The sequence below is a fragment of the Paenibacillus sp. J5 genome (assembly GCF_054955055.1).
This window is the reverse complement of record NZ_JBUEDD010000010.1, coordinates 108,288-126,806: the sequence shown is the minus strand read 5'-3', so window position 1 is coordinate 126,806 and position 18,519 is coordinate 108,288. Positions and strand designations below refer to the sequence as shown.

Sequence of the window (18,519 nt, the reverse complement as noted above, 5' to 3'; positions counted from 1 at the left end):
CGTTACGTCTGATGGCGGAGCAGTCCAGGGTGCTTGCTCTAATTAACGGGTGGACTTCCTACGTTGGTACGTGCTTAAGAGGCAGAGGGTGAGTATTATTGCTCAGGAAATAAGACCTAGATGAGATTGTCCCACAATAGGGGCAGCATAGGCCGTGTTGTCGCGCAGGTGAAGCAGGGAGATGAAGTAGCGAGATGAAGCGGCTACGCGGCAGGATTAACAATCTGGCCGGGCAAGCCGATAAATATAATAAATGAATGATCAATGCAAATGGTGTCTCCCTAGCGGTAGCGCATGGGGCGAAAGGAGGCTTGTTGGTGCATATCGGGGCTTTTATTAGAGGGCTGGTCGGAAGCGAGCCGCGAGTTGGGGATGTGAAGGAGCTGGAGCTCCGATCCGGGCAAGTGGTTAGTGGCTTGGTGTTGGAGTCGGCAGATAATGAAGCGCTCATTCAGATTAATGGCGCGCAGGTGCGGGCAAAGCTGGAGGTGCCGCTTCAGCCTGGCCAGCGAACCTTGCTTGTTGTGCAGCCTGAGCAGGTGGATGGTCTTCCGGTGTTGAAGCCGGCGGATAGTATGTCAGGCTCGCTCGCTCCAGGGACGCTGAAGGATATCGTGAAATCGCTCGGCTTGCCAGCGGACAAGCAGTGGGCGCTGGATGTGGTCAAGCAACTGCAAAAGGATGGAGTTCCGCTTACGCGTGAGCTTGGCGAAGCGCTCTCGAAGGCATATGCTTCGATGCCACAGGGGGTAAGCGAGGGCAAATGGCTTCAAGCCGCAGCAACAGCCTTTCAGCGCGGCTTGCCGATTACGCCGGCAGTGCTGTCCGGTCTGCATCAGGTGATGAATGGCACGCCGGTTCATGAGCTGCTGGATCAACTGCAATCGCAGCTCAAGGCATGGCAGGAGTCGGCTGCCCAGCCCGGCGGCGGCGCGCAGCCTCAGCAGGGCGGAGCCAAGGATGCGCTCGCTGCGCGTGTGCTGGCGCTGCTCGGCGAAGGCGATGCGCTGCTGCGCGGAGCGGGAGCGGAGGCACAGCGCGCAGGAGCACAGCCGCCGCAAGCCGGCGCAGCGAGCACGGCGTCTGGCGCAGGCGGGGCAGATGCGCAGCGGGGCGGGATGCAGCCGACGCAGAGCGGCCCGGCTGCTGCTAATGCGGCCGCGGGCACAGCCAGCGCGGCGTTGTCGCCGCAAGGCTCGGCCGCAGCCGCGAGCAGCGCTGCGGCTGGACAGCCTGGCGCGCAGGCGGCGCTGGGCGCACCCGCTGGCGGCGCAGGCGGCGCTGCCGGAGCCGCTGCAGGGCAGCAGGTGAGCGGCGCCCCTGCTTGGGGAGCGGGCAGCGCGCCGGGCGCTGCGCCGAGCGGCGGTCAGCCAGCGAGCCAGCCAGGCGCTGGACAGCCAGCCGCCCAGCCTGCGGGCGGCTGGCTCGGCGACCTGTTCAGATGGCTCGGCGTCAGCCATGAGCGACAGCTCGCGCGGACGCTGGCAGCCCCGCAGAGCGCGGCTTCGGAGCCGCCAGCAGGCGAAGCCGCGGCGGGCGCGCGCGCAGCTTCGCAGGGCACAGCAGCGCCTGCTGCAGGGCAGCCGGCGGAAGCGGCTGCCGCTCGCAGCGCAGCCGCAGGGGCGCCAGCGCCGGGCCAGGCAGCGCCGCCGGCAGCGCAGGCTGCCGCGCAGGGCGCCGCGGCTTCGCAGAGCGGGCGCGCGGAGGACGCGCAGGTAGCCGCGCGTCCCGCCGCTGGCGGCGCGGAGCCGCAGGCTGCGCAGCATGGCGCAGCGCGCGGGGCGCAGGGCGGCGCCGAGCGCCCCGCGGCTGCTCAGCCGCTGCTGCAGAGCGCGGCGCAGCCGCTCGGCGAGGCGCCGCGACCCGGAGCCGCCGGAGCCGAGACGCTCAAGAGCGCGCTGCTCCTGCTGGCAGCCGCCGATGACGCGCCGCCAGCCTTGCGCGAGACGGCGCAGCAACTGGTGTCGCATATTACAGGACAACAGTTGCTGCTCGCTCCAGAGCGGGGCCATTCGCCATTTTCCCATGTGGCGATGGTCATTCCCTTTTATAATGAACAAGGGGGCCAGACGGCGGCCATCCATATTCAGACGAGAAGAGGACAGAAGGGGGAACTGGATGCGCAGAACTGTCGCCTGCTCTTTGACCTGCAAATGAAGCAACTCGGAGATACGCTGATTGACGTATCGGTCGTGGATCGCATGGTCAGCCTGCAGGTGTGGAACGACCATCCCGTGACGGCCCCGCTAATGGAGGAATCCAGGGCGGAGATCGCGGAGGCGCTGCAGCAATCGGGGTACAAGCTTATTGCATTGAAGACACAGCCATTGCCCGATCTGTCCGCTACAGCCGGGCAGGCAGACGGCGCCAAGCAGGAGCAGCCTGAGCTGTTCCCTGCATTTGTGTCCAGACCATATAAGGGAATGGATATGCGGATATGAAGGACAAGGATGAGGAAGTCAAGCAAGGAATCAAAAAAGCAGTCGCCCTGAAATACGATCCGCAGACAGCGGGTGCCCCGGTCGTACTGGCAAAGGGCAGCGGACGGCTGGCGGAGGAAATTATGGAGCGTGCGCAGCAGCACGGGGTTCCGATCCAGGAGGACGCCTCTCTCGTGGAGGTGCTCTCCAAGCTGGAGATTAACCAGCAGATTCCGCCGGAGCTATATGCGCTGGTTGCCGAAATATTGAGCTTCATCTACCGCTCGGATCAGCGTGCAGGAGGCCTTAGAGATGACCGCTAGCTTATCTGGCTCTGGGCGCACACCGGGACGCAAGGAGCTGGGACAGATCGGGGAGGCGGCAGCAAGAGAATATCTGGAGGGAAATGGATGGACGGTAGTGGCGTCGAACTGGTGCTGCCGTGCAGGGGAGATAGATCTCATTGCTCATCCGCCAGAGCCGGAGCAGCATACGTTGGTGTTCATCGAGGTACGCGCACGCAGCAGCAGCAGATTCGGCACGGCAGAGGAATCTGTGGATGCTCGGAAACAACGCAAGCTGCGGCAGGTGGCTCAGTTCTACCTTCAGCGTCATGGTGGAGCAGAGGGGCTGATCCGGTTTGATGTCATGGCAGTCCAGATCACTACCGACGGACGAGTCGTTGGGATACGGATGCTTGAGGGAGTTTTCTAGGTCTGGCCTATACTCACGCCGCCATAAGAGAAGGAGCGTCTGCATATCGCAGCGCTTCTTCTTTTTATGACAGGGGAGTCAATAGGCGACGGGCTGTGTATGTTGTAATCAGCAGATGCTTGATACGGGCGATAAACGAAGCTTTGCCTGCATAAACTAACCATTGTATGCTTGAGCGTATGATGTTCAGGATGTGGGCGCGTGATGTTATCGTGGAGGAAAGCGGTGTAGCAGCAATAATTGACAGCCTGCATGAAAAATGCTAGGATTTTAATAGACAGACAGTCGGTCTAATGGAAGGGGTTAACGATGAGGATCGTAAAGGAAGCGGAGCAACGGCGACATGAAATTCTGGATGCCGCTGAGGCGTTGTTTGGAGAGAAGGGCTTTGACGGCACAAGCACGAACGATATTTTGGCGGCCGTTGGCATTGCGCGCGGGACGCTCTATTATCATTTCAAGTCCAAGGAAGATATTATGGATGCGCTGATTGAAAGATATGGCTCCCGCTTGCTGGAGGCTGCGCAGCGATTGGCGTCAGACCGGACGGTTCCCGTCGATCGGCGTATCGTCCACGTCGTTATGGGGCTGAATGTAAACGGGACAGGCAGCAATGAAATAATGGAGCATATCCACAAGCCGCAAAATGCGCTGATGCACCAGAAGACGCAAAAAATGATCATTAACGGTCTGACCCCTATTCTGGCGGACATCATCCGCGAGGGAGTGGAGCAGGGGCTGTTCAATACGCCGTATCCGTATGAATGTATGGAGATGGTCATTGTGTACGCGACTACGGTTTTTGACGGCGACCTGGTGGAGCTGACAGAGGAGGAACGGGCCGCCAGAATGCGCGCCTTTTTATTTCACCTTGGCAGGCTGCTGAATCTGCAAGAGGAACAGCTAGCGTACTTTATGCAGATGCTGGGCGGAGGAGAGCAGAGCGTACCGGAAAACAGCTAAATACGGGAGTGGACCTATGTACATCAAGATCATCCGCAACGAGTTAACTAAAAACAAACTGATTACGCTGACCATCACCGTATTTGTTGCTGCCGCAGCGCTGCTCGTCTCGCTTGCTGCGGTCGTGGCCATCCATCTGTTCGGTGCGGTGGACACGCTGATGACACAGGCGAAGACGCCGCATTTTTTGCAGATGCACTCGGGCACCGTCGACAGGACAAGGCTGGATAGCTTTGCAGCGGAAAATAGCCTTGTTGAGCAGCTTCAAGTGGTAGAGTTTCTGAATGTGGACAATGCACGTCTGTTCATTGGCGGACGTTCGCTCGCAGGCAATGTGCAGGATAATGGCTTCACGGTGCAAAATGAGCATTTTGATTACCTGCTGGATCTTGATGGGAAGGCCATTGATGTGGCGGATGGAGAAATTTATGTCCCCATCACCTATTGGAAGGAAGGCTTGGCCAACATTGGAGATCAGGTAACGTTCAACGATCAAGCGTGGACGGTGGCAGGCTTTCTGCGTGATTCCCAGATGAACTCGCTGCTGGCGTCTTCCAAGCGGTTTCTGATCAGCCGCAATGATTATGCCACGCTCACGGGTGCTGGCAGTATGGAATACTTGATCGAGTTCCGACTCAAGGATACCTCCATGCTGGGAGCCTTTGCGACAAGCTACGCTTCTGCCGGCTTGGAGGCGAATGGCCCGACGCTCACGTATCCGCTCTTTCGAATGCTGAATGCGATGGCGGATGGCATGGTTGTCGGGGTGCTGCTGCTCGTAAGTATGCTCGTTGTAGCCATCGCCTTGATGTGCATCCGCTTTGCGCTCATTGCCAAGATTGAGGAAGATTACCGCGAGCTGGGCGTCATGAAGGCCATCGGGCTGCGCGTGTCGGACATGAAGAGGATCTATGTTGTGCAATATGCAGCTATGGCTGCTGTAGGCAGCGGGGTTGGATGGGGGCTTTCCTTTGTCTTCAAGGGCAGTCTGCTTGAGAATATCCGTCTGTATATGGGCGAGAGTGGACAACCGTTCCTTGCCTGGCTATGCGGCGTGCTGGGCGTGCTGCTCGTCTACATGGCTGTCGTCCTGTATGTTGGCGGGGTGCTGAGGCGCTTTAGATCATTGTCCGTCGCGGAGGCGCTGCGCTTTGGTCACTCCCAGCAGGCTTTCGCGGGAGCTAGACTGTTCAGCCTGAGCCGATTCGGCAAGCTGGGCGCCAATCTGTTTCTGGGAATTAAGGATGTGCTGGCGAGGAAGCGGCTCTATGTAACGATGCTCGTAGTGCTGATCCTCTCGTCCTTCATCGCCATCGTGCCGCAAAATGTATACAGCACCATCTCCTCCAAAAGCTTCAGCACCTATCTGGGTGTCGGTGAATATGACCTGCGTATCGACATTCAGCAGGCGAGCGACTTGATCGGCACGGCGGCCGAGATTGCCGAGACGATGAAGAATGATCCGTCCGTCGCCCGATATGCCGTGCTGACAACCAAGGCGTTCACTGCCCGGATGGAGGACGGAGCCGGGGAGAGAATATTGGTGGAGCTGGGCGACCACTCGATGTTCCCGCTCCATTACAGCAAGGGTAGCGCTCCGGTCGGAGAAAGAGAGATTGCACTATCTGCGCTAAATGCGGAGGCACTCGGCAAGCAAGTCGGGGATGCGCTAGTGCTGACGGCTTCCGGGAAGGACAGGACGCTCACGGTTAGCGGCATATATTCTGATGTAACCAATGGGGGCAAGACAGCCAAGGCAGCCTTTGTCGATGAAGCGGCAGCACGCGTCTGGGCTGTGGTGTACGTGAAGCTCGCACAGCCCTCCCTGGCAGCAGCGAAAGCTGCCGAATACGGGAGTCGGTTCGGGCAGGCGAAGGTGTCGGATGTAGAGCACTATATTGTACAAACCTTCGGCTCTACCATTCACGCGGCCGGGCTGGCTGCCAATGCAGCGCTGGCTGTTGCCCTGCTGATTACTCTGCTCGTCGCGCTGCTGTTCATCCGCCTGCTCGTCGCGAAGGATCGCTACTCCATTGCCGTAATGAAGGCGATCGGATTTACCCACCTGGACATCAGGCTGCAATATGCCGTCAGGTCAGCATTTGTGGTGCTGATAGGTATATTGGTCGGCACGATGCTGGCGGGTACACTCGGCGAGAAGCTTGCTGGACTTGTTATCGCCCAGCTTGGCGCATCTGCCTTCCATTTTGAGACACAGCCGCTATCGGCTTACGTTCTCAGTCCGCTCATGATGCTCGGCTCGGTCATGGTGGCGACGTTAATCGGCACATCAAGCGTGAAATCTATAAAAATCGGGGAACATATAAAGGAGTAGACACATGCACAGGTTAATCGTTGGCGAGAACATCGTCAAATCCTATGGAGCAGGCGATGAGCGGCGGCAGGTGCTGGACGGCGTATCGGTAGCTATAGACCGGGGGGAATTTGTGTCGGTGATGGGACCATCAGGCTCGGGCAAATCAACCCTGCTGTTTTGCCTTAGCGGTATGGACGGAGTGGACGGAGGCAAGATCACATTTGAAGGGAAGGACATCTCAGCCCTTCAGGACAATGAACTGGCAGATATGCGCAGGATGAAGATGGGGATGATCTTTCAGCAGCCGACGCTGCTGAAGCATCTGAATGTGCTGGATAACATTATTCTTCCTTCCATGAAAGGCAACTCCAAAAATACAGCAGCGATTATGAGCAAGGCTAGAGCATTAATGAACAGGACAGGCATTGCCGAATTGGAGAGCCGGGAGATTACGCAGGCTTCGGGCGGGCAGCTCCAGCGTGCCGGAATATGCCGGGCGCTCATGAATGATCCAAGCATTATTTTTGCCGATGAGCCGACAGGTGCGCTGAATTCCAAGGCGACGCAGGAGTTGATGAATCTACTGTCCGAAATTCATGCCAGTGGCACCGCGATTATGCTCGTAACCCATGACGCTCATGTCGCTGCACGGGCAGAGAGAGTGCTGTTCATGCGTGATGGAGCTATAGCCGGCGAGCTGACGCTTCCGGCGTTCAGTGGAGTAGATGACCCGACGCGGCTAAGCAAGGTCACGGAGAAAATGCAGGAAATCGGTATATAGCTGAATAGCTGTAACAGTGGCAGTGGCAGTGGCAGTGGCGGCACTTCATCCTCTCGTACAAATGGATGAAGTGCTGTTTTTCGTTGCTCACAAGCGCCTCCCCCGAAAGACATCCTTGCATGGAAGGAGAAAATCGTTTATCCTTATACCTAGATATACTATACATAGATTAACGATGTATATCAATTCATGGATCGAGGAGGAGGTGCTGCACATGAAAGTGAACAAGGAGTTGTTAAAGGGAAGTACGGTCATCTTGATCTTATCAATGCTGGAGCGCAAGGAGATGTATGGCTATGAGCTGACAAGGGAGCTGGAGCAGCGTTCGGAGGGGATCTTCGCCTTGAAGGAGGGGACGCTCTATCCGATTCTTCATACACTGGAGGCGGAGGACTGGGTCGAAGCATACTGGCAGGAGACCGATGGTCGCAAACGCAAATATTATCGGTTGACCGGCGCAGGCAAGCGGACGCTTACTGATAAGAAGCAGGAATGGCAGGTCTATAGAACGGCAGTAGAACGGGTGATCGGGGAGGGATGGGCATGAGCATAAGATTAAGCAAGAGGCATGATGCAGTAAGACAATTTCTTCAAGAGGCCTCACGCCCGATTCGTTCGAGAGAGACTTCCCTGGAGGTGGAGCGCGAGCTGGAGTGCCATCTGGAGGAGCTGGTGAACGAATTGCAGGATCAAGGAGTGGACGAGCAGCAGGCCGTTCGGCAGGCGGTAGCGCGTATGGGTGATCCAGCGGAGATTGGTCGCGGAATGGGGAGCATCTATCGCCCGTTTATCGATTGGGGGCTGCTGGCTGTGCTGGGAGCGATTATTGCAATCGGTCTGTGGGCCATCTATAGCCTAAGTCTTGTTACGGGGCAACGGATTCCAGATGATATGTTCATGCGGCATGTCTTAACGGTTACTGCGGGTCTAATTGTAATGTCGGTGCTCTGGCTATTTGATTACCGAAAGCTAAGAGGCTGGTCGCTTGCGCTGTACGCGATGGGAACCAGTATACTCCTAGCAGGACTGTGGTCTGGCATCGCAGTGAACGGTCAACGAACCTATCTGTCACTTGGGCCTCTCATCGACACTTCTATAGTGGGTGTGTTTCTGCTGTTGTTGGCATTGCCAGGGCTCAAGAGTAGCCTGGGTAATCGATATAGCGTGAAGAGACAGGTGCTATACTTTGCTTGCTTGGTCTTTCCTGTGTTCCTGTTCATAGCGGGTCCGGCATTCCTGGCATGTGCGCTCTATCTGGTTGGCGTGACAGCCGTGCTCTGGATGCAGCGCCGTTCCACCGTCGCGTTTGCTATCGGTGCGGCAGGCTTGCTTGTGCTCGCTGGAATTGGAATTATCATGGCAGGAAAACTGTTTTATCTGCAAGAACGGGTGGCTTCATTTTTTCCACCATATAACAATGTAGGCCACGGCTGGTGGTATGCCCGAGCAGCGGAGGCTATTCAATCCGCAGGTTGGTTCGGCTATGGCCCGCCGTCTATGGAGCATGCCATAGTATGGTCACATAGCGAGTCGATGTTCGTCTACCTGGTCTATAGCTATGGTTGGCTGGCAGGACTGGCGGTCGCTGCTTGCGCCATCTTGTTCCTGGGCTGGATCTACAGGGCGATACGTTATGTGAAAGACCCCTATGGCAAAATGCTGTTGTCCGTGCTCGCATCGATGCTCTCCATTCAATATCTGTGGTCTATCGGGATGTGTATGGGGTGGCTCCCATTCGCAGGCTTCTCCTTGCCGTTGATCAGCTTCGGCACAACTCAGAACCTGATCTATTTTACCATCCTGGGAGTGATCCTCAGCGTGCTTCGGCGGCGCAGATTGCCAGCAGACAAGTCAGCGGCTTCTTTATTTGTTGCGTAGCTGATAGTGGTCAAGCAACTCCCGGTTATGCCAGCGAAACCCCGCGCTGGAGCGCTGCGGGCGATAGCTAACATTCGACAAGCCGTATGAAGAGCAGCCCCTGCACCCGCTTCCCTAGGTGCAGGGGCTGCTCTATTGCGAGCTATAGTGTCATGCATCGTACTACCTTCATGTTCTATGGCTTATAGCGGTTGTGTATTGCGATCGAGGCAGCGATACTGAATCGCTTCGGCAATATGCTCCTCCCCAATCTCCTCTTGCTCCTGCAGATCAGCGATCGTGCGGCCAAGCCGCAGCAGCCGATCATGCGCCCTTAGACTAAGCCCCAACGCCTGATAAGCCATCTCCAGCATGCGGGCAGCGGGCGGCTGCAGCTTGGCTTCTCTTAGCAGCGCGGCTCCTGTCAGCTCGCTGTTCCAACTGACGCCGCTTCGCTTGCGACGCGCAAGCTGCCGCTCCTGTGCAGCCATGACCCGCTCCAGCATCTGCGCGGAATCCAACCCGCGCTCTGTCTGCAGGAAGCTGGCTGGTCTGGGTACTTCAAGCTGCACATCGATTCGGTCCAGCAGCGGGCCGGATAGCCGCGCGCGGTAGGAGGCCATCCTGCTGATGGAGCAGGAGCATGAACGCTCGCCATCGGCGCCGTAGAAGCCGCATGGACATGGATTCATGGCACAGGCAAGCATGAAGCTGGCCGGGAAGCAGAGCGTAGCTCTCGCTCTGGCGATCGTGACGGCGCGCTCCTCTACCGGCTGGCGCAGCGCCTCCAGCACCTGCCGCGAGAATTCGGGCAGCTCATCCAGAAACAGGACGCCATGATGGGCGAGTGTGACCTCCCCTGGCCTGGGCGTGCTCCCGCCGCCAATCAGGCCGCCTGTAGATATCGTATGGTGAGGCGCGCGGAAGGGGCGGCTCCGTATGAGCTGCGCCTCGCCATGAGCAAACTTGCCGGCCACGCTATATATTTTTGTGACCTCCAGCGCCTCCTCGTCCGACAATGGCGGCATGATGCTGGGTATGCGCTGAATCAGCATCGACTTGCCTGTACCTGGCGAGCCGCACAGCAGCAGGTTATGGCGCCCGGCAACGGCGGTCAGCAGCGCCTGCTTGGCTTGATGCTGCCCAAGCACATCAGCGAAATCCGCAGCGCCTCCAGCCACCTGCCCACCTGCTGCTCCTGTAAGCCGGGCAGGGCCATGCCTCGTTCTACTGCTCCGACCGTGCAGCTCTTGAGGGTCAATCTGCTCCGCCAGCTCGCGGAGGCTGTGCAGACTCAACAGCTCCAGCCCATCGATCAAGGCCGCTTCCTCCAGATTGGCTGCGGCAAGCAGCACTCGGCTCAGTCCGCAGCGCTTGGCCTGCTCGACCATAGGCAGCACGCCAGGGATGGCCTTGATGTCGCCGTTAAGGGCCAGCTCACCGATCATGAGCGCTCCGTGGCAACGCTCTGCTGCCACCTGGCCGCTGGCAATCAGCACGCCCGCTGCGATAGCCAGATCGAACGCGGTGCCTTCCTTGCGCAGGTCGGCCGGGGCGAGGTTCACGGTGATCCGCTGAAGCGGAAACTTGAATCCGCAATTTTTGATCGCTGCGCGAACACGCTCGACCGATTCGCGGATCGCGGGATCAGGGAGGCCGACGACATTGACTTGCGGCAATCCGCCAGCGATGTCGACCTCCACTTCAATTAAAGTGCCGTTCACGCCAAGCACACTGGCGCTGATCAGCTTCGCATACATAACAAAAAGCACCTCCATCGTCTACAGTTGGATGAAGGTGCTTCCTTACGTTTCCATAATATGAACGGATAGCTGAGGCAACAAACTGTGGCGCGCCATAATGCTATCGCTTTAGAATATGCTCCTAATCGTACTCGAATAGGAAGAAGCTGTCAAGCTTAGCAGTCTTTTCGGATGAATAAACCGCCTAAGGCGAACGGGATACTACAGAGGGCAACCCATGCAGGGTGCTGTCATTGACAATATCGTAGAGAAGCTTGGTGCAGCTAGCAGGTGCCAGAGGTATCCGGCAAGAGAAAACAGATTGCCTCAAGTGTCGTAAAATGTGGCAGAAACCTGTGAAAAACAAGGGAAAAGCGTGATTCGACAAGGTTTGTGCCTTCGTTCTCGAATCGAGATGAAAACGATATAAAAAAAGTTTATAATAATTATGGCTTAATATGAGGAAAGCGGCCTCAAAAAGTGTTACAATGGTGGAGGTTTTGGGTACATATTGAGGTTAGCTGCAGATAGGAGGATTTCGGGAATGAATATCCATGAGTATCAAGGGAAAGAAGTCCTGAAGCAATACGGTGTCGTCGTTCCAGAGGGAAAAGTGGCGTTTACTGTCGAGGAAGCGGTAGCGGCTGCTGAAAGCTTGGGTACACCGGTTGTTGTGGTCAAAGCGCAAATTCATGCGGGTGGCCGCGGTAAGGCAGGCGGAGTTAAAGTAGCCAAAGGTTTGGACGAGGTGCGTACCTATGCGAGCGAGATTCTGGGCAAGGTGCTCGTCACGCATCAGACTGGACCAGAGGGCAAGGAAGTTAAGCGTTTGCTTATTGAGCAGGGCTGCGACATCAAGAAGGAATACTACATTGGCGTCGTAGTTGATCGTGGGACTGGAACGGTCGTTATGATGGGCTCTGAAGAGGGCGGCACAGAGATTGAGGAGGTTGCAGCGCATTCTCCGGAGAAGATCTTCAAGGAAGTGATCGATCCGGCTGTTGGCCTGCAAGGCTTCCAGGCGCGCAGACTGGCGTTCAATATCAACATTCCGAAGGAATTGGTCAATAAAGCTGTACAGTTCATGACAGCTCTTTATACAGCATTTGTAGAAAAGGATTGCTCGATCGCAGAGATCAACCCGCTCGTGGTTACTGGCGACGGCAATGTGATGGCGCTGGATGCCAAGCTGAACTTTGACTCCAATGCGCTGTATCGCCATAAGGACATCTTGGCGCTGCGCGACCTGGATGAAGAGGATGCGAAGGAAATCGAAGCATCGAAGTTCGATCTGAGCTACATTGCGCTTGACGGCAACATCGGCTGTATGGTTAACGGTGCTGGCCTGGCGATGGCGACGATGGACATTATCAAATATTACGGTGGCGACCCGGCCAACTTCCTTGATGTAGGGGGCGGTGCGACCACAGAGAAGGTTACGGAAGCCTTCAAGATTATTTTGTCTGACGACAAAGTGAAGGGTATCTTCGTCAACATCTTCGGCGGCATTATGAGATGTGATGTCATTGCTAACGGCGTTGTGGAAGCGGCTAAGCAGGTTGGACTCGATCGTCCGCTTGTTGTGCGTCTGGAAGGTACCAACGTCGAGATTGGCAAGAAGATCTTGAACGAATCCGGTCTGAATATCGTCTCCGCAGATTCGATGGCGGACGGCGCTCAGAAGATCGTTGCCCTGGTTAAATAAGAGATTACTTCAATATAGAAATCATGTAGGGGATGTGAGCCTTCGATGAGCATTTTGGTAAGCAAAGATACGAAAGTCATTACGCAAGGCATTACAGGCAAAACCGCCTTGTTCCATGCTAAGGGCGCATTGGATTACGGTACGCAAATGGTCGGCGGAACTTCGCCGGGCAAGGGCGGCACCACCGTTGAGATTACACTGGAGAACGGACAGGTCGTTTCCCTGCCCGTATTTAATACGGTTGAGGAAGCTAAGGCCGCAACGGGAGCAACGGCAACAGTTATCTACGTTCCGCCTGCTTTCGCTGCGGATGCAATCATGGAAGCGGTAGACGCCGAGTTCGAACTGGCCATCTGTATTACCGAGGGAATCCCGGTACTGGACATGGTTAAGGTGAAGCGCTACATGGAAGGCAAGAAGACTCGCCTGATCGGGCCGAACTGTCCAGGCGTCATTACGCCTGACGAGTGCAAAATTGGCATCATGCCGGGCTACATTCACAAGAAGGGTCATGTGGGCGTTGTTTCCCGCAGCGGAACGCTTACCTATGAAGCGGTTCACCAGCTCTCGACGCGCGGCATTGGCCAATCCTCCGCCATCGGCATCGGCGGGGACCCTGTGAAGGGCTCTGAGTTTATTGACATCCTTCATCTGTTCAACGAAGACCCGGACACGTATGCTGTCATTATGATTGGCGAGATCGGCGGTACGGCGGAAGAAGAAGCGGCTGAATGGATCAAGGCCAACATGAAGAAGCCGGTTGTCGGCTTTATCGGCGGCGCAACAGCGCCTCCAGGCAAGCGTATGGGCCATGCTGGCGCGATTATCTCTGGCGGCAAGGGTACTGCGGCAGAGAAGATCGAAACGCTTGAGGCATGCGGCATCAAGGTTGCCCCGACACCATCTGACATGGGCTCGACGCTCGTGTCTGTGCTGGAGGAGCAAGGCCTGCTGGAGAAATGCATTACGCATCAGGTGTAATGCGGCTTGAATAGCACGTTATGGGCGGCAATACGACCGTCCGTATAAAGACAAGCAGTCTTTTCATTCCCGTTTGGGAGTGTGAAGACTGCTTTTTTATTTGCAACGAAGCTTAACCTGTCATAGGTGACGAAACCATCTAGTCCTGCAGACTATATTTATAGGATGTAAGTCTTATGCCATCAGAATTAGTTGGACTGGGCCGACTGGCGGCTTGATATATTCTGAAAAGTGAAACAAATATCCGGTGTCCGCTTGCAATCTTGCCATTTGTCACGCACAATAGGAAAAGAATGCGAGCCGAACCGTTATGGGGGTCAGCTCTAATGAAGAAGCAACAACAACACAAACGCGCCATGCTGATTGCGCTGCATGAGACCGCTGGCATAGCTTGGCATACCATCGACAAGGTGATGCGTGCTGTCGGGGAGCGGCTGCATCTGGCTGACACGTTCAGCGACAGAGATTGGCAGGAGGCAGGTCTTGCCCCTAAGCAACGGGCAGCCCTGCTGGCGGGGCTGAATGATGGCAGCCTGCTTGCTGCCGAGAGCCGCTATAAGCAGTTGGGAGCAGAGATTGTAACCCGGGAAGACCCAGACTACCCGAGCTTGCTTTTGCAGACCGCAAGAGCGCCCTGGGTGCTCTACACGCTTGGCAGGCGGGAGCTGCTGAGCCGACCGTCGATCGCAGTGGTCGGAGCGCGGGTGCCGACTGCCTACGGCAGACATGTCAGTGCAACTTTGTCTGGACAATTGGCATCGGTTGGGTTTACAGTGGTAAGCGGTATGGCCAAGGGAATCGATCGCTTTGCCCATGAAGGAGCATTGGCGGCTGCGTCCGGCCCATCGACGATCGCTGTGCTGGGAACGCCGATTCATGAGATTTATCCACCCGAGCACCGACAGCTATTCCGCAAGATTGCCGAGCAGGGGCTGCTCGTCAGCGAGTATCCACTGGGGACGCGGCTGCATCCTGGGCTGTTCCCGCAGCGCAACCGGATTATTGCGGGCTTGACGCTGGGGACACTGGTCGTGGAAGCGGCGGAGCATAGCGGCTCGCTCATCACGGCGGCGTATGCGCAGGAGATGAACCGGGAGCTGTTCGCAGTGCCAGGGCAGATACATTCGCCACGGAGCAAGGGGACGAATCGGTTGATCAAGGAGACAGGCGCCAAGCTGGTGATGGGAGCAGAAGATATCGTGGAGGAGTTCCGGTTCAGAGAGGATATAGTAATGCGTCTCCAATCTGCGGCTCCTCCCTACTCTGAAGGCGGACAGGAGCAGCCTAATCTGTCGGCTGAAGAAGAGAAAATTTTGGCCATAATACAAGATAAATCCAGCACAATAGATGAGCTGCTGGAACGCTCGGGTATGACATTTGGACTTTTGCACGCAGTTCTGATAAATTTAACTATAAAACAATGCATTGAACAGCATGCAGGTGCCATATACCGTGCCTTGTAACTATACAACTCAATGCGTAGGGCGGCCTGAGGCGCTTAGGCGCAGCACAGGAGGGAGCGCTTGAAGCCTATTAGGAGAGGAGGACGCACAACGATGGCGGATTCACTAGTTATTGTAGAATCACCGGCCAAGGCCAAAACAATCGGCAAATATTTGGGCAGCAAATATATTGTCAAGGCCTCGATGGGTCATATCCGGGATCTGCCCAAGAGCCAGATCGGCGTTGAGGTGGAGAACGATTTTAATCCCAAATATATTACGATTCGCGGCAAAGGCAGCGTCCTGAAGGAATTGAAGGATGCCCGCAAAAAAGTGAAGAAAGTATACCTCGCGGCTGACCCCGACCGTGAAGGCGAGGCCATTGCCTGGCATCTGGCGCACTACCTGGAGCTGGATGAGACAGAGGAATGCCGTGTCGTCTTTAATGAGATTACGAAGCAGGCAGTGAAGGATGCCTTCAAAACACCGCGCAAAATTAATATGGACCTGGTGAACGCCCAGCAGGCGCGTCGAATACTGGATCGGCTGGTCGGCTACAAGATCAGTCCGCTGCTGTGGAAGAAAGTGAAGAAGGGGCTGTCCGCAGGGCGCGTACAATCGGTTGCCGTCAAGCTGATTATTGACCGGGAGAATGAAATCGACGAGTTTGTGCCAGAGGAATATTGGTCAATTACAGCCAGACTGCGCCATCCGAAGGGCGAGTTCGAGGCCAAATTCTACAAGCTGAATGGAGAGAAGCGCGAGCTGTCGAGCCAGAGCGATGTCAATGAGGTGCTGGCAGCGATGGGCGATTCGCCCTTCATCGTTCAGCAGGTCAAGGAGAAGGAGCGTCAGCGCCATCCTGCGCCGCCCTTCATTACCAGCTCCCTGCAGCAGGAGGCTGCGCGCAAGCTGGGGTTCCGTGCTGCCAAGACGATGTCCGTTGCCCAGCAGTTGTATGAGGGCGTGGAGCTTGGCAAAGAGGGAACGGTAGGTCTGATTACCTATATGAGAACAGACTCCACACGCATCTCCCCTATAGCGCAGGAGGAGGCGAAGGAGTTTATCGTGGGCAAATACGGCGCCGACTATGCGCCGGAGCAGTTCCGTATCTATGCGAAGAAGAACGCCGGGGCGCAGGATGCGCACGAAGCGATTCGTCCGACATCGGTGCTGCGCGAGCCGGAAACGATGAAGCCTTATCTGAGCCGGGATCAGTTGCGTCTCTACAAGCTGGTCTGGGAGCGATTCATAGCGAGCCAGATGGAATCTGCTGTGCTGGATACGATGACCGTCGATCTGGCGTCCGGGCCTGCCATTTTCCGTGCGACAGGCTCGAAGCTCAAATTTGCCGGTTTCATGAAAGTGTATGTTGAAGGAAATGATGACGGCACTGCTCCTGACGATGAGAAGTTTCTGCCGCCTCTGGCGGAGAATGACGAGGCGCAGCGGCAGGAGATCGAGCCGAAGCAGCATTTCACCCAGCCGCCGCCGCGTTATACCGAAGCGCGTCTTGTACGCTCGCTGGAGGAGCTTGGCATAGGACGTCCGAGCACCTATGCGCCGACGCTGGAGACGATACAGAAGCGCGGTTATGTGGCGATCGAGGAGAAAAAGTTCATGCCGACCGAGCTCGGCGACCTGGTCATTCAATTGATGGAGGAATTTTTCCCTGAAATATTGAACGTGGAGTTTACCGCCCATATGGAGGATGATCTCGACCATGTGGAAGAAGGCACTGAAGATTGGGTGAAGGTGCTGGCCTCCTTCTATACGTCCTTTGAGAAGCGGCTGGAGGTCGCCGAGGAAGAGATGAAGGAGATTGAGATTCAGGACGAGGTATCCGATGAGCTGTGCGAGAAATGCGGCAAGCCGCTTGTGTACAAGATGGGGCGCTTCGGCAAGTTTCTGGCGTGCTCCGGCTTCCCTGAATGCCGCAACACCAAGCCGATCATTAAGGATATTGGCGTTACCTGCCCGAAATGCAAGGAGGGCAAAATTATCGAGCGGCGCAGCAAGAAAGGACGTATCTTCTACGGCTGCGATCAGTATCCAGGCTGTGATTATGTTTCCTGGGACAAACCGGTCTCCCAGCCCTGCCCCAAATGCGGCAGTGTAATGGTGGAGAAGCGCAATCGCAGCGGCGGCAAGATTCAATGCACAGGCTGCGATCATGTGGAGGAACTTCCTGATGACGAGGCGCAGGCTGAATAGGACGCGCCGCGACCGCGGCGTCCATCGCAACAGGGCAACACAATGAAAGGCAGGAGATGGAACGTTGACGGATTTGAACAGAGTAATTGTAATTGGAGCTGGTCTGGCTGGCAGTGAAGCCGCGTGGCAGATTGCCAGCCAGGGCGTCCCTGTAACGCTATATGAGATGAGGCCGGAGACGAGAACGCCGGCTCACCATACAGACAAATTCGCTGAGCTGGTATGCAGCAACAGTCTGCGGGCGAATGGACTGACCAATGCGGTCGGCGTATTGAAGGAAGAGATGCGCCGCGTGGGCTCGCTCATCCTCGGCAGTGCCGACAAGCATGCCGTTCCCGCCGGAGGAGCGCTTGCCGTTGACCGTGAAGGCTTCTCCGCTGAGGTCACCTCCTCGCTTCGCAACCATCCACTGGTTGAGGTGCGGGGTGAGGAGGTCAAGGAGATTCCGCAGGGCAGCATCGTCGTCATCGCGACGGGACCATTAACCTCTCCCTCGCTGTCCCAGCAGATTAAGGAATTGATGGGCGAGGAATATTTCTATTTCTATGATGCGGCGGCGCCGATCGTAGAGAAGGATTCGATTGACATGAGCAAGGTGTACCTTGCTTCACGCTATGACAAGGGCGAGGCGGCGTACTTGAACTGCCCGATGACGGAAGAGGAGTTCGAGACATTCTATGACGCGCTGGTTACGGCGGAGAAGGCTGAGCTTAAAGAATTTGAGAAAGAGGTTTATTTTGAGGGCTGCATGCCGATTGAGGTCATTGCCACGCGCGGCAAGCAGACGCTGTTGTTTGGACCGATGAAGCCGGTTGGGCTGGTCAATCCGCATACCGGCAAGCTTCCGCACGCCGTAGTGCAGCTACGCCAGGATAATGCTGCGGGCACACTGTACAATCTGGTAGGCTTTCAGACCCATCTGAAATGGGGCGAACAAAAGCGAGTGCTCTCGCTCATTCCTGGTCTGGAAAATGCCGAGTTTGTCCGTTACGGGGTTATGCATCGCAATACTTTCATTAATTCTCCCCGTTTGCTGCGGCCAACCTACCAGTTCAAGGAGCGCAGCGAGCTATTTTTTGCTGGTCAGATGACAGGTGTTGAGGGGTATGTGGAGTCGGCCGCATCGGGGCTGATCGCCGGTATCAATGCAGGCAGGCTGGCCCGCGGGCTGGAGCCTCTCGTGTTCCCTGCGGAGACGGCGCTGGGCAGTATGGCCGAATATATTACGACAGCGGACTTCAAGCATTTCCAGCCGATGAATGCTAACTTTGGTCTGTTCCCGCCGCTTGGTGAGAGGATTCGTAACAAGAAAGAAAAGTACGAGGCGATTGCTGGGCGGGCGCTGGATCGTCTGGAGCAATTCAAGTCTGAGCAGATGTAAGC

Annotated in this window: 14 protein-coding genes; 13 read left to right on the top strand and 1 reads right to left on the bottom strand. The window is 56.3% G+C overall.

The window, feature by feature from the left end:
* The first annotated feature begins 317 nt into the window (after positions 1–317).
* From ACY1JZ_RS18725 to ACY1JZ_RS18690, 8 genes are all read left to right on the top strand, one after another.
* Positions 318–2,441, top strand: coding sequence for a TP0910 N-terminal domain-containing protein (locus ACY1JZ_RS18725; protein ID WP_462630459.1), 2,124 nt, complete (start codon positions 318–320; stop codon positions 2,439–2,441).
* Positions 2,438–2,743: an EscU/YscU/HrcU family type III secretion system export apparatus switch protein gene (locus ACY1JZ_RS18720; RefSeq protein ID WP_462630458.1), complete on the top strand. Its 306-nt coding sequence runs from the start codon at positions 2,438–2,440 to the stop codon at positions 2,741–2,743. The genes ACY1JZ_RS18725 and ACY1JZ_RS18720 overlap by 4 nt, the downstream gene beginning before the upstream one ends.
* Positions 2,733–3,134, top strand: a complete 402-nt coding sequence (locus ACY1JZ_RS18715) for a YraN family protein (protein ID WP_462630457.1) — start codon at positions 2,733–2,735, stop codon at positions 3,132–3,134. Before ACY1JZ_RS18720 ends, ACY1JZ_RS18715 begins: the two co-directional genes overlap by 11 nt.
* A gap of 309 nt (positions 3,135–3,443) precedes the next feature.
* Complete coding sequence (locus tag ACY1JZ_RS18710) at positions 3,444–4,097, top strand: TetR/AcrR family transcriptional regulator (protein ID WP_462630456.1); 654 nt, start codon at positions 3,444–3,446, stop codon at positions 4,095–4,097.
* A gap of 16 nt (positions 4,098–4,113) precedes the next feature.
* Positions 4,114–6,432 (top strand): FtsX-like permease family protein, encoded by a 2,319-nt coding sequence (locus tag ACY1JZ_RS18705; protein WP_462630455.1) that lies wholly within the window; start codon positions 4,114–4,116, stop codon positions 6,430–6,432.
* A gap of 4 nt (positions 6,433–6,436) precedes the next feature.
* On the top strand, positions 6,437–7,195 hold the full coding sequence (locus tag ACY1JZ_RS18700; RefSeq protein ID WP_462630453.1) for an ABC transporter ATP-binding protein: 759 nt from the start codon (positions 6,437–6,439) through the stop codon (positions 7,193–7,195).
* A gap of 214 nt (positions 7,196–7,409) precedes the next feature.
* Complete coding sequence (locus ACY1JZ_RS18695) at positions 7,410–7,742, top strand: PadR family transcriptional regulator (protein WP_270171886.1); 333 nt, start codon at positions 7,410–7,412, stop codon at positions 7,740–7,742.
* Positions 7,739–9,073: an FtsW/RodA/SpoVE family cell cycle protein gene (locus tag ACY1JZ_RS18690; RefSeq protein ID WP_270171884.1), complete on the top strand. Its 1,335-nt coding sequence runs from the start codon at positions 7,739–7,741 to the stop codon at positions 9,071–9,073. The genes ACY1JZ_RS18695 and ACY1JZ_RS18690 overlap by 4 nt, the downstream gene beginning before the upstream one ends.
* A gap of 182 nt (positions 9,074–9,255) precedes the next feature.
* Here the strand turns inward: ACY1JZ_RS18690 and ACY1JZ_RS18685 are convergent, their stop codons facing one another.
* On the bottom strand, positions 9,256–10,812 hold the full coding sequence (locus tag ACY1JZ_RS18685) for a YifB family Mg chelatase-like AAA ATPase (RefSeq protein ID WP_462630452.1): 1,557 nt from the start codon (positions 10,810–10,812) through the stop codon (positions 9,256–9,258).
* A 526-nt stretch (positions 10,813–11,338) separates the two neighbouring features.
* Between ACY1JZ_RS18685 and sucC the strand changes: the two genes are divergently transcribed.
* From sucC to trmFO, 5 genes are all read left to right on the top strand, one after another.
* A complete protein-coding gene (gene sucC, locus ACY1JZ_RS18680; RefSeq protein ID WP_270171881.1) occupies positions 11,339–12,499 on the top strand; it encodes an ADP-forming succinate--CoA ligase subunit beta in 1,161 nt (386 codons plus the stop codon).
* A 45-nt stretch (positions 12,500–12,544) separates the two neighbouring features.
* Complete coding sequence (gene sucD, locus ACY1JZ_RS18675; protein WP_270171880.1) at positions 12,545–13,480, top strand: succinate--CoA ligase subunit alpha; 936 nt, start codon at positions 12,545–12,547, stop codon at positions 13,478–13,480.
* A 326-nt stretch (positions 13,481–13,806) separates the two neighbouring features.
* Positions 13,807–14,943, top strand: coding sequence for a DNA-processing protein DprA (gene dprA, locus ACY1JZ_RS18670; RefSeq protein WP_270171879.1), 1,137 nt, complete (start codon positions 13,807–13,809; stop codon positions 14,941–14,943).
* Between the two features lie 93 nt (positions 14,944–15,036).
* Positions 15,037–17,136: a type I DNA topoisomerase gene (topA, locus tag ACY1JZ_RS18665; protein ID WP_462630451.1), complete on the top strand. Its 2,100-nt coding sequence runs from the start codon at positions 15,037–15,039 to the stop codon at positions 17,134–17,136.
* 64 nt (positions 17,137–17,200) lie between these two features.
* Positions 17,201–18,517: an FADH(2)-oxidizing methylenetetrahydrofolate--tRNA-(uracil(54)-C(5))-methyltransferase TrmFO gene (trmFO, locus tag ACY1JZ_RS18660; RefSeq protein WP_270171877.1), complete on the top strand. Its 1,317-nt coding sequence runs from the start codon at positions 17,201–17,203 to the stop codon at positions 18,515–18,517.
* Positions 18,518–18,519: the final 2 nt, after the last annotated feature.

Coding starts and splice junctions, on each gene's coding strand:
- ACY1JZ_RS18715 (WP_462630457.1), top strand. CDS start 2,733: ATGACCGCTAGCTTATCTGGCTCTGGGCGCACACCGGGACGCAAGGAG.
- ACY1JZ_RS18705 (WP_462630455.1), top strand. CDS start 4,114: ATGTACATCAAGATCATCCGCAACGAGTTAACTAAAAACAAACTGATT.
- ACY1JZ_RS18700 (WP_462630453.1), top strand. CDS start 6,437: ATGCACAGGTTAATCGTTGGCGAGAACATCGTCAAATCCTATGGAGCA.
- topA (WP_462630451.1), top strand. CDS start 15,037: ATGGCGGATTCACTAGTTATTGTAGAATCACCGGCCAAGGCCAAAACA.
- ACY1JZ_RS18710 (WP_462630456.1), top strand. CDS start 3,444: ATGAGGATCGTAAAGGAAGCGGAGCAACGGCGACATGAAATTCTGGAT.
- ACY1JZ_RS18720 (WP_462630458.1), top strand. CDS start 2,438: ATGAAGGACAAGGATGAGGAAGTCAAGCAAGGAATCAAAAAAGCAGTC.
- ACY1JZ_RS18685 (WP_462630452.1), bottom strand. CDS start 10,812: ATGTATGCGAAGCTGATCAGCGCCAGTGTGCTTGGCGTGAACGGCACT.
- ACY1JZ_RS18695 (WP_270171886.1), top strand. CDS start 7,410: ATGAAAGTGAACAAGGAGTTGTTAAAGGGAAGTACGGTCATCTTGATC.
- dprA (WP_270171879.1), top strand. CDS start 13,807: ATGAAGAAGCAACAACAACACAAACGCGCCATGCTGATTGCGCTGCAT.
- sucD (WP_270171880.1), top strand. CDS start 12,545: ATGAGCATTTTGGTAAGCAAAGATACGAAAGTCATTACGCAAGGCATT.
- sucC (WP_270171881.1), top strand. CDS start 11,339: ATGAATATCCATGAGTATCAAGGGAAAGAAGTCCTGAAGCAATACGGT.
- ACY1JZ_RS18690 (WP_270171884.1), top strand. CDS start 7,739: ATGAGCATAAGATTAAGCAAGAGGCATGATGCAGTAAGACAATTTCTT.